Annotated in this window: 10 protein-coding genes; 3 read left to right on the forward strand and 7 right to left on the reverse strand. The window is 65.1% G+C overall.

Translation table 11 applies throughout. The annotated features are described in order from the left end of the window. Nucleotides 1-74: 74 nt before the first annotated feature. Nucleotides 75-1,352 carry a sensor domain-containing diguanylate cyclase gene (locus AC1ROT_RS14965; protein WP_492999946.1) on the forward strand — a complete coding sequence of 426 codons (1,278 nt, stop codon included), beginning with the start codon at nucleotides 75-77 and terminating at the stop codon, nucleotides 1,350-1,352. Further along, nucleotides 1,349-2,605: a DUF2336 domain-containing protein gene (locus AC1ROT_RS14970; RefSeq protein WP_492999948.1), complete on the forward strand. Its 1,257-nt coding sequence runs from the start codon at nucleotides 1,349-1,351 to the stop codon at nucleotides 2,603-2,605. Before AC1ROT_RS14965 ends, AC1ROT_RS14970 begins: the two co-directional genes overlap by 4 nt. Here the strand turns inward: AC1ROT_RS14970 and xdhC are convergent. From xdhC to AC1ROT_RS14995, 5 genes are read right to left on the reverse strand one after another with little or no spacing between them, the layout of a single operon-like run. Beyond that, nucleotides 2,602-3,399, reverse strand: a complete 798-nt coding sequence (xdhC, locus tag AC1ROT_RS14975) for a xanthine dehydrogenase accessory protein XdhC (protein WP_492999950.1) — start codon at nucleotides 3,397-3,399, stop codon at nucleotides 2,602-2,604. The two genes, AC1ROT_RS14970 and xdhC, sit on opposite strands and share 4 nt — an antisense overlap. Further along, nucleotides 3,396-5,714 carry a xanthine dehydrogenase molybdopterin binding subunit gene (gene xdhB, locus AC1ROT_RS14980; protein ID WP_492999951.1) on the reverse strand — a complete coding sequence of 773 codons (2,319 nt, stop codon included), beginning with the start codon at nucleotides 5,712-5,714 and terminating at the stop codon, nucleotides 3,396-3,398. The genes xdhC and xdhB overlap by 4 nt, the downstream gene beginning before the upstream one ends. Further along, nucleotides 5,711-7,171: a xanthine dehydrogenase small subunit gene (gene xdhA, locus AC1ROT_RS14985; RefSeq protein ID WP_492999952.1), complete on the reverse strand. Its 1,461-nt coding sequence runs from the start codon at nucleotides 7,169-7,171 to the stop codon at nucleotides 5,711-5,713. The genes xdhB and xdhA overlap by 4 nt, the downstream gene beginning before the upstream one ends. Nucleotides 7,172-7,208: 37 nt before the next feature. Then, a complete protein-coding gene (locus AC1ROT_RS14990; protein WP_492971773.1) occupies nucleotides 7,209-7,979 on the reverse strand; it encodes an ABC transporter permease in 771 nt (256 codons plus the stop codon). Next, the gene (locus AC1ROT_RS14995; protein ID WP_492971772.1) at nucleotides 7,979-8,773 is read right to left on the reverse strand and encodes an ABC transporter ATP-binding protein; all 795 of its coding nucleotides are present in this window, start codon (nucleotides 8,771-8,773) and stop codon (nucleotides 7,979-7,981) included. Before AC1ROT_RS14995 ends, AC1ROT_RS14990 begins: the two co-directional genes overlap by 1 nt. 213 nt (nucleotides 8,774-8,986) lie before the next feature. Here AC1ROT_RS14995 and AC1ROT_RS15000 point away from each other — a divergent pair, with 213 nt between their 5' ends. Beyond that, on the forward strand, nucleotides 8,987-10,180 hold the full coding sequence (locus tag AC1ROT_RS15000) for an MFS transporter (protein WP_492999953.1): 1,194 nt from the start codon (nucleotides 8,987-8,989) through the stop codon (nucleotides 10,178-10,180). On the opposite strand, the gene AC1ROT_RS15005 is transcribed toward AC1ROT_RS15000, so the two are convergent. Next, entirely contained in the window at nucleotides 10,167-11,243 is a 1,077-nt protein-coding gene (locus AC1ROT_RS15005) for a PepSY-associated TM helix domain-containing protein (RefSeq protein ID WP_492999954.1), read from the reverse strand. The two genes, AC1ROT_RS15000 and AC1ROT_RS15005, sit on opposite strands and share 14 nt — an antisense overlap. A 31-nt stretch (nucleotides 11,244-11,274) precedes the next feature. After that, a complete protein-coding gene (locus AC1ROT_RS15010) occupies nucleotides 11,275-13,422 on the reverse strand; it encodes a TonB-dependent receptor family protein (protein ID WP_492999955.1) in 2,148 nt (715 codons plus the stop codon). Between the last annotated feature and the right edge of the window lie 11 nt (nucleotides 13,423-13,433).

Here is a 13,433-nt window from a genome sequence, read left to right on the forward strand (position 1 = left end):
CGAGTATCCGTCGCCGCCCTCAGTCTCCGGCGCGGACAGGGAGAGGTGCCGCAGTGGGCGGAAACAGCGCAACGATGGACGGTTCCGGATTCGATGCGAATGCTGGTCTGGCACCCGAAGCCCTGGTGCCGCAGTTTCCCGGGCCTGCGGTGCTGTTCGATGGCGACGGCGGCGTGCAGCAGGCCAATGATGCCGCGGCCCCCTTGCTCATGGCGCTGGCCGAGGGACAGTTGCCCAATCTCGCCACGCTGATCGATGCCGTGCTGCGCGACGGCCACATGCGCCAGGACCGCGCCGATGTGCCGGGCCCGCGTGGCGGCAGTGCCCTGCAGGTGACTCTCATTCCCTATGGCACGCCGGATACGCGCCGGCTGCTGCTGCTCGGTCGTGATGCCACCCTGGAGCGCAACCTGATCCAGGCGCTGATGCAGTCGCGCCAGCTGTTCAAGGACCTGGTCACCTGTTCCACCGATTTCGCCTGGGAGACCAAGGCGGATGGCAGATTCAGCTTTGTCTCGCCGCGTGGCGCGTTGGGCTACAGTGCGCGCGAGCTGGATGGTCGCCCGGCCAGTGACTTCGCTGCCAAAGATGCGCCGCTCACGCCGCGGCCGTCCGTCTGGCCGTTCGAGGCGCAGGAGGCGATGGATGCCGCCGAGGTGTTCCTGCAGCGCAAGGATGGCAGCGTTGGTTGTTTCGAGGTTTCCTGCCTGCCGGTGCACGATGCCAAGGGCGGCTGGACTGGCGTGCGTGGTGTGGCCCGCGATGTCACCGAGGCGCGCGAACGCGTCGAGGCCCTGCGGCGCGCCCATAAGCAACTCGACAAGCTGGCCAGCACCGATGGCCTCACCGGCATGCTCAATCGCCGCGCCTTCCTGGCCGAGCTGGACAAACGGCTCGGCCGCCATCTGCGCAATGCCAAGCGGGGTACCCTGATCTATTTCGATCTCGATAATTTCAAGAAGGTGAACGACGTGCGTGGCCATCAGGCCGGCGACGATGTCTTGCGCACCGTGGCTGAAATCACCCGCCGGATTCTGCGCGGCGTCGACCTTGCCTCGCGGATCGGCGGCGATGAATTCCTGCTCTGGCTCGAAGAGGTGGATCGCGCCACCGCCGAACCGATCGCGGCCCGCCTGCACGAGGCAACCCACGATCTGGACCGGGATTATGGCGTGGAAGGCTTCCCGCTGGGCTTTTCCATTGGCGCGGTATTCTCCCGCCTCGACGGGCCGGAAACCGCGGAAGCCTTGATCGCAAGAGCCGACGAGGCGATGTATGTCGCCAAGAAAGGCGGCAAGGGGCGTAGTTTCATCGCGCCCCTGCCGGATAACGACAGCGGAGTCTCGGCGTGAGCGGCAAGGGGATCGAATACGACAAGGCCAAGCTGCTGGCGGCCTCCAGCAATGCAGCCGAGCGCCTGAAGCTGGCGCAGCGCGCCGATACGCAGCCCGAGATTCTGTATTACCTGGCCATCGACGAGGCTGAGGCCGTGCGTCGCGCCATCGCCGATAACGAGGCGACGCCGGCCCAGGCGCATCTGCTGCTGGCCAACGACACCTCCGAGGAAGTACGCCGCCGTCTGGCCGCCAAGGTCGCCCGTCTGCTGCCCGATATGCCGGCCGATGAAGCCGGCAAGGCGCGAGAACTGGCAATCCAGACGCTTGAGCTGCTGGCGCAGGACGAACTGGCCCGCATCCGCGCCGCACTGTCGGATGCGCTGAAGTCGGCCACCAATGTGCCGCATCATCTGATCAGGCAGTTGGCGCAGGATGTCGAGCTGATCGTCTCGGCCCCGGTGCTGCAATTCTCGCCGCTGCTGACCGATGATGACCTGCGCGAGATCGTCGCCTCCTCGGCGCAGTCCGGAGCACTGACCGCCATCGCGCAGCGTATAGGCCTGTCGGCCGGCGTGTCGGATGTGATTGCCGCCACCCGCGACGTCTCGGCCGTGACGGCGTTGCTGGCCAATGATTCGGCCCAGATCCGCGAGGAGACGCTGGACCTCATCCTCGATGCCGCGCCCAACGTGGAAGCCTGGCACGAGCCGCTGGTGCAGCGTCCCAATCTGCCCGGCGGTGCGGCCAAGCGCATCGCCGGCTTCGTTGCGTCTTCGCTGCTCAGCCTGCTGGCCAGCCGCAAGGACCTGCCGGCCGACGCCCTGGCCGCCGTGCGGCAGGTGATGGAAAAGCGCCTGGATGTAAAGCTCGAAGAAGAGCCGGAGAAGGCTGCCGATGACGAAGGCGACGGCCATACGCCGATGGCCGAGGCCGAGGTCAAGATCAAGAAACTGATCAAGGCCAAGAAGCTCGACAGCGACGCCGTGCAGGATGCGATCGAGCGCAACGATCGAAATTTCGTGCTGCAGGCCCTGATCCAGAACGGCCGGATTCCGCTGTCGGTGATCCAGAAGGCCCTCGATGCGCGTAACGGCCGGCTGATTACCGCACTGGTCTGGCGTGCGCAGTTCAGCATGCGGACGGCTGTGATGGTGCAGCGCGACCTCGCGCGCGTGCCGCCGCGCATGATGCTGAATGCCCGCAACGGCAGCGACTATCCGATGAGCAAGGCCGAGCTGGAAGAGCAGCTCAAGATTCTCGGCCTTTAAGCCGCGCTGTCGTCGACCACGCGAAGCGTCTGTTTCCGTGCCTCGCGCAGCTGCAGCAGCTGGGCTGCGGTCGCAATGGCGATCTCGCCCGGATGTTTGCCCGATACGCCCTCGACGCCGATCGGGCAGGTCAGTCTGGCGATCTGCTGTTCGCTCAGGCCCAGCTCGCGGAAGCGTTTGACGAAGCGGGCGCGTTTGGTCTCCGAGCCGATCAGGCCGATATAGGAAAAGCGGTCTTCCAGCAGGGCTTTTGCCACGATCCCGAGATCGAGGGCATGGCTGTGACTCATCACCAGCAGCCAGGCATCGTCGGGCAGGCCGGCGATCTCGCGCTCCGGCGCATTGGTCACTTCCACGCTCACGCCCGGCGGCACATGGTCGGGGAATTCGTCGGGTCGCGGATCGAACCAACGGATCTTGCAGGGCAGGGCGCTGAGAACCTGAACGATGGCCTTGCCGACATGGCCGGCACCGAACAGCGCCACGGTGAACAGGTCCGGTCGCTGCGGCTCGAACAACAGCGTCATGGTGCCGCCGCAGCATTGCCCCAGCGAAGGCCCGAGCGGGAACTTGCGCAAGTCCGGGCCGCGCCTGGCGACCAGCATTTGGCGCGCGATCTCGATGGCGCGGAATTCCAAGGTGCCGCCGCCGATGGTGCCCACGATATCGTCCGGCGTCACCACCATCTTGGTGCCGGCCTCGCGCGGCGCCGAACCATCGGTCGCTGCCACAGTGACCAGCACGGCGGGAATGCCGCGCTGCTCCAGGTCGCTCAGGGCATTCAGCCAGTTCATTTCGCAGCCATGCTGTCGGCTGCGGTAGTCTGGTGGCGCGCGGCATGGATCGCCAGCAGCAGGCGTTCGGGCGTCGCCGGTGCATCCAGCTGCAGATGATGCGTGCCGGCGGCGGCAATGGCTGCATCTTTCAGAGCCAGCCAGCCGGAGATGCCCAGCATGAAGGGCGGCTCGCCCACGGCTTTCGAGCGGAAGACCGTGTTCGCCGGATTGGCGCGCCCGGAGACCAGTTGCACCCGGAAATCTTCCGGCAGGTCGCGCGCCGTGGGAATCTTGTAGGTGCTGGGTGCATGGGTGCGCAGGCGGCCCTTATCGTCCCACCACAGTTCTTCCATGGTCAGCCAGCCCAGGCCCTGAATGTAAGCGCCTTCCACCTGACCGAGATCGATGGCGGGATTGAGCGAGCTGCCGCAATCGTGCAGCAGGTCGGCGCGGGTGAATCGGTATTCTCCGGTCAGCGTATCGAGCAGCACTTCGGTGACGGCGGCGCCATAGGCGAAATAGTAGAAGGGCTGGCCGCGCCCGGTGGCGCGGTCGAAATGGATATCGGGTGTGGCATAGAAGCCCGAAGCTGAAAGCTGCACCCGCGCCATCCAGGCCTTGTGCGCGACCTCGGCAAAGCTCAGGGACTTGCCGCCGCCACGCACTTGGTCATTGGCGAACACCACCTGATCCGGCGACACGCCCAGCAGCGGCGCCGCCACTTCGGCCAGGCGACCGCGAATCTCCAGGGCGGCATTCTCCGCCGCCTTGCCGTTCAGGTCGGCGCCGGCGGAAGCCGCCGTGGCCGAGGTGTTGGGCACCTTGTCGGTGCGCGTTGCCATGATGCGGATATTGTCCAGGCCGATGCCGAAGGTTTCGGCCACCACCTGCGCCACCTTGATATACAGCCCCTGGCCCATCTCGGTACCGCCGTGATTGAGCTGCACCGAACCATCCTCATAGACCAGCACCAGCGCGCCGGCTTGGTTGAGGAAGGTGGTGGTGAACGAGATGCCGAATTTCACCGGATTGAGCGCCAGGCCCTTCTTCACATAGGGGCTCTGTGCGTTGAAGGCCTCGATCTCCTGCCGGCGGCGCCTGTAGTCGCTGCTGGCCAGCAGTTCATCCAGCAGCTCGGGCAGGATGTTGTCCTTGATGGTCTGGAAATACGGCGTGACGTTGTTCTCCGTCTTGCCGTAGAGATTGGCCAGTCGCACCGCCAGCGGATCGCGCTTCAGATAGCGCGCAATCTCGTCGATCACATATTCCGTCGTCGCCATGCCCTGCGGGCCGCCAAAGCCGCGAAACGCCGTGTTCGATACCGTATTGGTCTTGCAGCACAGCCCGGTGATGGTGACGTCTGGCAGCCAGTAGCTGGAATCGGCATGGAAGACGGCGCGGTCGACCACGGCGCCGGTCAGATCGGTGGTCCAGCCGCCGCGTCCGGCCAGCACGGCCTCGTACCCGAGGATGCGGCCCTCATCATCGAAGCCGACATCGTAACGGTTCCAGAAATCATGGCGCTTGCCGGTGATCGCCATATCCTCGTCGCGGTCGAGCCGCAGCTTGACCGGCCGCGCCGTTTTCTGCGCCAGCACGGCGGCGATGCAGGCGAATTGCGCCGCCTGGGTTTCCTTGCCGCCGAAGCCGCCGCCCATGCGCCGGCATTCCACGGTGACGGCGTGCAGCGGGCAGTCCAGCACGCGCGCCAACAGCTTCTGCACTTCGGAGGGGTGTTGCGTCGAGCAACGCACGATCACATCGCCGTCCTCGCGCGGTTCCGCCTGGCTGACCTGGCCTTCGAGATAGAAATGATCCTGGCCACCCAGATGCAGTTCGCCCTTCAGGCGGTGCGGCGCTTTTGCAATCGCCGCCGTGGCATCGCCGCGTTTCAGGCCCAGCGGCGGCAGCAGGAAGGATTGTTTTTCGACCGCGTCCTCGATGCTGAGGATCGCTGGCAGGTCCTCATACTCCACCCGTACCAGTTTTGCCGCTCGCCGCGCGGTCGCGAGATCGACAGCCGCAATCGCCGCCACCGGATGACCGTGGAATTCCACCACGCCGTCGGCCAGCATGGGTTCAGGGCCTTTGACGGGTGCGATATCGGCATTGCCCGGCACATCGGCCACCGTGATGGCCGCCAGCACGCCGGGCAGGGCCAGCGCGCGGCTGACATCGACCTTGAGGATTTTCGCATGTGTGCGGTCGCTCAGGTGCAGCGCGGCATGCAGCAGGCCTTCAGGCTCGGGCAGGTCGTCGATATAGCGCGCCATACCGCTGACATGCTTGGGCGCACTGTCATGCTTGACCGGCTTGTGGACGACGGCCGTCATTCCGCCGCCTCCACGCTGATCTTTTCGCCGCGACTGACCTCCAGGCAGAATTTGCGCAGGAGGTTCTGTGCTGCCAGCAGGCGATAGGCGGCCGAGGCGCGCATGTCGCTCATCGGCTGGTAATCCTCGGCGAGCGCCATCACCGCCGGTTCGATCTCGGCCGGTACAAACCGCTTCCCCAGGAGTGCGGCCTCGGTTTTGTTCGCCCGCGCTGGCGTGCCGGCCATGCCGCCATAGGCAATGCGGGCGCTCTGCACCACATCGCCTTGCAGTGTGACGTGAAATGCCGCCAGTACGGCGGAAATATCCTGGTCGAAGCGTTTTGACAGCTTGTAGACGCCGAAGCGGCTCTGCGATCCGGGTTTCTGCACGGTCACGCCCGCGACGAACTCGCCTGGCTGCAAGGCGGTCTTGCGGTAGGCGAGGAAGAAATCCTCCAGCGGCAGGCTGCGGCTGCCCGACGCCTTGCTCTGCAGGGTCAGGGTCGCACCAAGCGCGATCAGCGCCGGCATGCTGTCGCCGATCGGGCTGCCATTGGCGATATTACCGCCAATCGTCCCGGAATTGCGGATCTGGGTCGAACCCAGCCGGCGCACCATGCGGGCGAAATCCGGATGCAGGCTCTCGATGGCGGCAAAGGCATCGGTATAGGTGACGCCGGCGCCGATCTCGATGCGGTCGCCATGATCGACCAGCCGCTTCAGCTCGGCCACGCGGCCGAGATAGACGATATTGCGCGGCTGGCGATGCTGCTTCGTCACCCACAGGCCCACATCGGTGCCGCCGGCCAGCATCCAGCTTTCGCCATCGGACAGGGTGCTCAGGCTGTCGGCCAGTTCTGCAGTGCTGCGCGGCGCCAGGAAACTGCCCTGCGGCGTCGCATGATTCAGCATGCGGTCGCGTTTAAGCGCTGCGAGCTGTTGCAGCAGTGCCGCTTCCTGCGGCGCGAAGCGGTCATCCGTGCCGGAATCATACATGCGCTGCCCGGCTTCCAGGATCGGGCGATAGCCGGTGCAGCGGCACAGGTTGCCGGCCAGGGCATCCTTCAGGCTGCTGTCATCGGCTTTGTCATGGGTCTTGTAATACCCGAACAGCGACATGACGAAGCCGGGCGTGCAGAAGCCGCATTGCGAGCCATGGGCATCGACCATGGCCTGCTGCACCGGATGCAGATGTTTGCCATCCGCCAGATCGTCGACGGTGAACAGCGCCTTGCCGTCCAGCTGGTGTACGAACAGGATGCAGGCATTGACGGCGCGATGTTGCAGGCTGCCGTCCGGTCCGGCTTCGGCCACCACCACGGTGCAGGCGCCGCAGTCGCCTTCGGCGCAGCCTTCCTTCGATCCGGTGCGGCGCAGGCGGGTGCGCAGATACTCCAGCACCGTCATGGTGTGGGGAACATCGGGTTCCACCGTCACCACCTCGCCACGCGAGACGAACCTTGCCGGTTCGGACATCACTTCCGCTCCCTGAAGCCCCGTGAAAGGGCCCGCGTCAGCTCATCAGATCGCTGCCGCGGAACGCCCAGCCAGTCATGCGCCGCTCAAACCAGACCGCGACCGCATACATGACCACGCCCATGGCGGCCACGACGATCAAGCCGGCGAAGACCAGCGGCACATTATAGCTCGAAGATGCCGAGAGCATCAGGTATCCGATGCCCTCGTTGGACGCGACGGTTTCCGCGATCACCGAGCCGACAAAGGCCAGGGTAATGGCGATTTTCAGCGACGCGAACAAATAGGGCATGGCGCGCGGCAGGCCGATTTTGGTGAGGATTTCGGTCTTGGTCGCACCCAGGCTGCGCAGCACATCGCGCAGCTCCGGCTCGATGGTGGCGAGGCCGGTGGCCACGTTCACCACGATGGGGAAGAAGGAAATCACGAAGGCAGTGATGATCGCCGGCACGGTACCGATGCCGAACCAGATCACCAGCACCGGCACCAGGGCCACTTTCGGGATCGAGTTGAAACCGACCAGCACGGGATAGAGCCCGACATAGACCAGCCGCGAGGCGCCGATGAAGACGCCGAGCAGGCCGCCGCCGATCACGCCGAGAACGAAGCCGGCGGTGGTGGTGAACAGGGTCTGCAGGGCATGATGGGTGATCTGCGGCGCGAACTTGACCATCGCTTCGAACACAACGCTGGGGCGCGGCAGGATGAAGGTTTCCACGCGGGTGACCACGCAGACGACCTCCCACAGCACGAACAGGCCGATGGTGACCATCCAGGGCATAGCCCTGACGAGGTTTTTCTCGTTCATCACGATTCCCTCACCGAATGGATATGCTCGCGCAGCTCATGCACGATCGAACCGAAATGCGGCTCGAAGGTGGTGTCCAGCGTGCGCGGGCGCGGAATGTCGATTTCCTTGGACAGAATGATCCTGCCCGGGCGTTTGCTCATGACGAAGACGCGGTCGGCCAGATAGGTCGCTTCGCGCAGGTCATGGGTGATCAGGATCGCGGTGAAGCGCTTTTCCATCCACAGCTTCTGCATCACGCCCCACAATTCCTCGCGGGTGAAGGCATCCAGCGCGCCGAACGGTTCGTCCAGCATCAGCAGGCGGGGATTGTGGATGATCGAGCGGCAGACATTGGCGCGCTGCTGCATGCCGCCCGACAGCTGCCAAGGGAATTTGTCGGCGAAATCGGCCAGGCCCACGGTCTTGAGCAGGGCCATGGCCTGCTCGATATAGGCTTTCTTTTCCTTGCGCAGGCGGCGCTTGTGCGGCTCGACGATCTCGAGCGGCAGCATCACGTTGTCCAGCGTGGTGCGCCAGGGCAGCAGGGTGGAGTTCTGGAACGCCATGCCCACGCCCTGGATGGGTCCGTTTACTGGCTTGCCGCCGATGGTGATGCTGCCCTGGGTGCAGCCGAGCAGACCGGTCACCAGTTTCATCAGGGTGGACTTGCCGCAACCCGAAGGTCCGACCACGGCGACAAACTCGCCTTCCTGGATGTCGATATTGAGGTCCTGGACCGCCAGGGTCTGTTCTTCCGCCTGCTGATAGGTGAGGCTGACCGCGTTGATCTTGACGAAAGCCGGGCCCTGCATCACGCCAGCTCCGGTGCCGGCCGGCGCTCGGACACGCGGCCGCATAAGATTATTATCGCGTTCATCTGCGATCGGTCCCCCTGCAAAATCCTGTCGGATTTATCCCCTCGTTGCGGTGATGCGTGCACCGCACATAAAGGAATTGTAAACACTGTTGCTGCGGAATTGTAAACATTTATCGCCTGCCCGATTCCCGGGCAATCGGAGCATTTCATGAGCGACGCCAGCGCCGGTCTTGCGCGCGAGGAACGCCGCGCCATCGCCTGGCGCATCAGTCTGTATTTCGCGGCCTTGTTCGTGGTGCCGGGCGTGCATCTGCCCTTCTGGTCGGTCTGGCTCGAGTCGCGGGGCCTGAGCGCACCGGAAATTTCCATCGTGATCGCGGCTGGCATCTGGATTCGCCTGTTCGCCGGTCCGGTGGCTGCGCATCTGGTGGATCGCAGCGGCGCGCGCCGCCAGGCCATCATCCTGCTGGCCTGGGCAAGCTTCGTGCTGTTCAGTGCCTTCTGGTGGACCCATGGCTTCTGGGCCATCTTCCTGCTCAGCCTCGCGCACGCCATCCTGTGGTCGCCGATCACGCCCTTCAGCGAAAATGTCGCGCTGCTGGCTGCCGGCCGCTACAGTCTGCAATACGGCCGCCTGCGGCTCTGGGGTTCCTTGAGCTTCCTGGTCACCGCCTATCTCGCCGGCCTGTGGCTGAAGGGCCGCGACGGCGACTGGATTTACGCGATGCTGCTGGTCGGTCTGTTGATCCTGGCGCTGGGCAGTCATTTGCTGCCCGATCTGCGCCTGCCGCTGGATCGACCGAAGCTGACCGGCGCGCCGGCGCTGCGGCTGTTGCGCAACAAATTCTTCCTCGCCTTCCTGGGCGCCGGCGCCTGCCTGCAGGCGACGCATGCCATGCTTTACACCTTCGGCACGCTGCAATGGCGCAATGCGGGCCTGTCTGACGCACAGATCGGCTTTCTGTGGGCGGAGGGCGTCCTCGCTGAAGTGATTCTGTTCGCGGTGGGACAGCGCATGGCGCTGCGGCTTGGCGGTGTCGGCCTGCTCTGGCTCGCCTGCATCGGTGGCGTGATCCGCTGGAGTCTCACCGGCCTGACCGGCGATTTCACGCTGCTGGTCGCACTGAACCTGTTGCATGCTGCCACGTTCGGCTGCGCCCATCTCGGCGCCATGCGGCTGCTGTCGGACGGCACCGATCCGCAGGCCTCGGCCTCGGCGCAGAGTCTGTATACGGCGGCGAATGCCTCGGTGTTGGCCAGCGTCACGCTGCTGATCGGCCCGCTGTTTCCGTATGCCGACGGGCTGACCTATCTGGCGATGGTGCCGTTATCGCTGCTTGGCGGATTCTTCGCGCTGCTGCTGTGGCGCCGGCGCGACCGTATCCTCTTCACGCCGGTTTAGGCACCCGCTTCTTCAGCCATATCACCAGCCCGGTGGCGAACAGCAGGGCCGGCAGGATCCCGGCGATGAACACGATCAGCCGGCCGATTTCGCCGGCCACGTAGCCGGTATGCAGCGGGTAGGGCAGCTGGTCGAAGATCAGGTTGGCCTTCGGCAGTTCCGATACGCGTTGCATATCCAGCACCTTGCCGCTGGCGTCGAACAGCACATAGCTGCGGCCGTTCTGGTGGATTTCGCCCGGTTCGCGCAGGCGGATGCGGGTCGGTCCGTCGGCCCGCGCCGGCGGCAGGATGAAGACCAGCCGGGATCCGGGCATCAGCCGCAGTGCGTCGTCTGCCAACGCGTCGAGCGACCGGACCGGTCCTGCCGGCGCCGTGGCGGCCGGGCGCTTCTGCGGTGTGCCGCCGAACAGCGCCATCGTCGGCAGCAGGGCTTCACGGAAGGAAATCATGCTGCCGCTGACGGAAAGCAGCAGCAGCGGTATGGCAATCACGCCACCGCCCACCTTGTGCAGGTCGAAGCTGCGGCGGAACCACGACATGTTGCGCCAGCGCAGGGTGAAGGCCTGCCGCCACATGCGGGGGCGCGGCCACCACAGGATGATCCCGGTGATGGCGCTGACCGCGAATAACACGCCGAGCCAGCCGACAATGTCGCGTCCTGCAGCTGCCAGCAGCAGGCGGCTGTGCAGGTCGGCGATGACGGGCAGCCAGTCGCCGGGCAGCGGGCCGATCAGGACGCCGGAATAGGGATCGACCAGCAGGGTCTCGCGAGCCCCGCCGGGCTTAACCATCACTGCCTGCACCGGGCGGTCAGCGGCCTCGGGATAGCGCAGCGTGTTGACCCGTGCGCCGGGCAGGACGGCCTGAGCGGCGGCGACGAGGCGGGATGGCGGCGCCGCTGCGGGGCCGACCGTCACCTGCATTTCACGCGGATAGAGAAGATCGAGAAGTTCGTCCTGGTAGACCAGGAGGCTGCCGGTCAGGCCGAGCAGCACGAACAGCACGCCGCCCGCCAGCCCGATCCAGAGATGCAGGCGGCGCCAGAGTTGTCGCAAGGTCACTGGCGCCGTCCCATATCTTTAACGTCCTATATCAGAACACGAACTTGGTCTGAATATAGGCGGTCCGCGGCGCGCCGGCAAAGATGCCGCCGTTCGCCTCGATCGAGGCCCGGGTGTAGTAGGGCTGATCGAAGATATTGGTCACGCCGAAGGCGACGGTCGGGCCCTTGGCGAAGTCGTAGGCGACCTGGCCGTTCCAGAGGACATAGCCGGGAATATAGCCGGCCTTGCCGTTGGCGCTGGCGAGCGCAGTATTTGCGTCGTCAGAATTCTGCTGCGACTGGCCATAGGCATTCAGGTTGAAGGTCCATTCCTGGACGCGGTAGCGCGTGCCCAGCGTGGCGACATGCGGCGAATAGAGCTGAAGGTCATTGCCCTTGGTGGCGCCCTGCATGCGTTCGGCCTTGGTGAACGCATAGGTGCCATAGATGCTGAGACCCTTCATCGCGGCATTCAGCGCGCCAAGGTCATATTCGGCTGCCGTCTCGAAACCGCGATGGCGGGTTGCGCCGGTGTTGATGTTGACGCTGTTGACCGACTCGATCTGGTCTTCGAAATCGATCCAGAACAGTCCGCCTTCCAGCGACAGCGGCCCGGCCTTGTAGCGCGCGCCGAGTTCATAGGTCTTGGCGCGTTCCGGGTTCAGACTGCTGGCACCGCCAGCCGCCGTCTCGCCCAGCGCCAGATGGGTCACCGGGTTGAACGAAGTGGAGTAGTTGGCATAGCCGAACAGCTCCTTGGTGACTTCCCAGCCGAGGCTCAGCGAGGGCAGGGGTTCGTTGTACTTCTGGGTATCGCGATACCCGGTGAGCATGTTGGTGCGGTCGACTTCCACCTTCTCGAAGCGGATGCCCGGCGTCACCGTGACAGCGCCGAGCTTCATGGCGTCGTCGACATAGACGGCATGGGCTTCGGTCGAGCCATCGGTGTAACGGTTGCGTGCCTCATTCACCGAGAAGGGATTGCCGCCAGCGCCGAAACCGGTGCGGCGGAACCGCATCTCGTCCGTCGACTCCGTCATGTAGCGATAGCCGATCGAGGCGGCATGCTTGATCGCGCCGGTTTCGGCCAGCGCCGTGAAGCGCGGCTCGAAGCCATAGACGCTGTAATTGCGCGGCAGTCGGTCGAGGATGGTCAGTGACTGGTTGCTGCCGCCGTTCACGGATGCTGCCGGGGCTGAAGCGATCGTGAGTTCGCGGAAGGCTTGGGTGTAGAAACCGGTGGTTTCCAGGCGGTAGTTACCGTTGAACTCGTTCACGTATTTCAGCACATACTCGTCGCGCTCGCCGACAAACCGTTCATGGGAATGCGTCGACTGGTAGGGATTGGCACTGTAGGCCGCCTGGGTCAGCGGGCCGGGCGTGTTGGCGTCGGCACTGTAATGACGCAGGCGGGTCTCCAGCCGGCTGTTCTCGGTCAGCGCGAGGCGGCCCTTCAGCATGAAATCGTCGATGTCATGGGCGGCGTTGTTGCGATAGCCTTCCCCGTGGTTGCCCGAATAGAAGACGGCCAGGCCGCTGCCATTCTCCAGCGAACCGCCGAACATCAGGTCGGACTTGCCGACCATGCGGGTGCCGCTGCGGTCGCTGGCGGTGCTGTCGCCGCGCAGGCTGATCTCGCCGCCATAGGCGGCGGTGGGAATGTCCTTGGTGACGAAGTTGACCACGCCGCCCGAGGTGCCGGGCCCGTAGCGCACGGAACCGCCGCCCTTGACCACGTCGATGGCCTGCAGCATGCCGAGCGACACCGCGCCCAGCGAGGTTTCCGGCTGGCCGTACAGCGCATTGGCCAGCGGCACGCCATCCATCAGGATGGTGGAGCCGGCGCTCAGCCGCGAGGTCATGCCGCGGATGCCGATATTGAGGGCGTAGTCGCCGCCGCCGCTGCCGTTGGGCGGCGGGGTCTGCACGCCGGGGATGGCGCGGATCGCGTCGGTCACCGTGGCGGCGCCGCTCTGCTCGAACTGGTCCTGGCGGACCACGCTGCGGCCGCCCGCATGGGTGCGCACCACTTCCGGATCGGCCTCGCCGAGCCAGTCGCCGGCGGCGTTGACGGTGATGCTTTGCAGCAGCACGGGCTGGCTGTCCTGGGCGCGGGCAGAGGTGAAAGCCGGCAGAGCCAGCAGCAGGCCCAAGGTCAGTCCCTGGGCGGTGGCGGTTCCCCTGAAGTGCAAGTTCATAGTGAGACTCA

It is taken from the genome of Ferrovibrio sp. GW821-FHT12E11 (genome assembly GCF_058806975.1).